The sequence below is a fragment of the Dietzia sp. DQ12-76 genome (assembly GCF_014145045.1).
Taxonomy (GTDB): domain Bacteria; phylum Actinomycetota; class Actinomycetes; order Mycobacteriales; family Mycobacteriaceae; genus Dietzia.
The window spans coordinates 1-1,988 of the sequence record NZ_JAALDV010000502.1 but is presented as its reverse complement, the minus strand read 5'-3'; the positions used below and the strand labels follow the sequence as shown (position 1 = coordinate 1,988).

Genomic DNA, 1,988 nt, shown 5'->3' with positions numbered 1-1,988 from the left:
CGGGGCAGGGCCCGCAGGCCGCGGCGGACACGGTGCTCCTCACCGCGCTCGCGGCGGCGGCCGCGGTGTGGGCCGCGAGGGAGACCCGAACCGTCATGCGGAGTTTCGACGAGCCTCCCCCGCGGTTCACCCACCGGCTTCTCCCGCGGGGGATCGTGAACGCGTCCCCGGCTCGAGAGGAGTGAGACGTGACGGTCCCCGCGACCACACATCCGAGGTCCACGGTGTCCACCGGGAGCAGGGTCGTCGCCCACCGGGGGGCGTCGGCCGAGTATCCGGAACTCACGCTCGTCGCCTATGAGAAAGCCCTCGAACAGGGCGCGACGGCGCTCGAGGTGGATGTACGGCTCACCGCGGACGGAGTCCCCGTGCTCCTCCATGACCCGCGGACCGCACGCGTGGCGGACCGCGACCTGTGGGTCCACTCCACCACTCTCGACGAGTTGTCGACCCTCGACCTCGGCTCCTGGCACCCGGTGCACCGCAGGTCCGAGCCGCTTCTCACCCTGCGCAGTCTTCTCGTCATGGCCGAGGCGTACCCGCACGTGAAGTTGTTCCTGGAGACCAAGCACCCCGTGCCCACCGGTGGTCGGGTCGAGGTCGCGCTCCGGGACGAGCTGAGGTACTTCGGGCTGGATCGCCCCGCCTCGCACGCCGAGTCCCGGGCGCTCATGATGAGCTTCTCCGTGATGGCGGTACGACGGTTCCGGCAGTTGGCCCCGCAGGTTCCGACGGTGCAGCTGCGCGAGCGGGGCAACGTCCTCAAGTCGTGGCCGGCCGAGGGGTTCGGCGCCCAGTTGATGGGCCCCAGCATCGGGGCACTCCGTGCGCGTCCCTGGCTGGTCGACTACTGGAGGTCGCGGGGGATGGGCACCTACTGCTGGACCGTCGACGACCCGGCCGACATGCTCCTGTGTCGCGACCTCGGCGTGGAGTGGGTGGCGACCAACGTCCCGTCACGTGCCCGAGCCGTCCTGGACGGGCCCGCCCGCAGTTCCTGACCCGCCGGACGGGCCGCGCTGACGCACCGTATCGTTGTGCCCGTGGGTAGACGTCAGCGCCATAATGAGCCCAAGTCCGGCGGCAACCGCCAGGCCAAGATCGCCGCTCGCGCGGCCGAGCGTGAGGAACTGAGCACCCAGCCCAGGCCTTTCGCGGGGTTCGCGGGGGAGTGCGACATGGTCGCCATGCGCGAGTTCGTTCCGTCGGCGACCGCGCGGCTGACCACCAGTAGCCAGAAGCGCGAGATCACCCTGGCGACCGTCCTGCCCGGCGCCATCGCCGGACTGGTGCGTGACGAGGAGCTGGGCGGCGAGGCCATGGTGGGTCTGCAGGTCCAGGTCCACGGGCCCGATCCGGCGGCCGACCTGGCGTACGCGGTGGACTGGGCCTCTCGCGCAGGGGGCGGTGAGACGCTGAACACCTCCCATCCGGACGAGTCCACCCCGGCGTTGGAGGACGTCGTGGTCAAGGACGCGCCGCTGGAGATCGTGGTGCACGGAGACTTCTCGTGGTGGCTCGCCGAGGGAGCCCAGGTCCGTCCCGAGATCGCGCAGGCGATCAAGAACGCCGACGAGGTCATGATGCCCTCGGCCCGGGTCGCGGCGGACGGCATCGAGGCCGCCTGGTGGGTCGACGCGGGCGAGAAGGCCCACATCCGGTGGGTGCGGCCGGAGGACGAGGACGCGCTGTTCGAGGCCCTCGCGCGCGTGCACTCCGCCGGCGGCCTCCACCTGGGCGATGGGTCGCGTTTCGCGGGGTCCTTCCGCACCCACGGGGTGCTCGTGCCGGTGTTCGACCTGGACCCGGAGATGCACCACCAGGAGTGGGCGCCGGGACTACTCGAACTCGACGCGCGACTGGCTGAGGCGTTGGCGAAGGACGGCCCGCTCAGCTCCGACGAGCGCGCCTCGCGGGACGGTCTCCGGGCACGCCAGGTCACCCTGCGCTGACCGGGCGCCGATCCCAGACCGGCACGGACCCCCGGT

At 71.6% G+C, this 1,988-nt stretch carries 2 protein-coding genes and 1 pseudogene; all 3 read left to right on the top strand.

The genetic code is table 11. From position 1 onward, the window contains the following. A pseudogene (locus G6019_RS15605) lies at positions 1-185 on the top strand (DUF4328 domain-containing protein); the annotation flags it as partial. 3 nt (positions 186-188) lie between these two features. Then, complete coding sequence (locus tag G6019_RS15600; protein WP_182613330.1) at positions 189-1,001, top strand: glycerophosphodiester phosphodiesterase; 813 nt, start codon at positions 189-191, stop codon at positions 999-1,001. 42 nt (positions 1,002-1,043) lie between these two features. Continuing rightward, complete coding sequence (locus G6019_RS15595) at positions 1,044-1,952, top strand: DUF5926 family protein (protein WP_182613331.1); 909 nt, start codon at positions 1,044-1,046, stop codon at positions 1,950-1,952. Positions 1,953-1,988 lie beyond the last annotated feature (36 nt).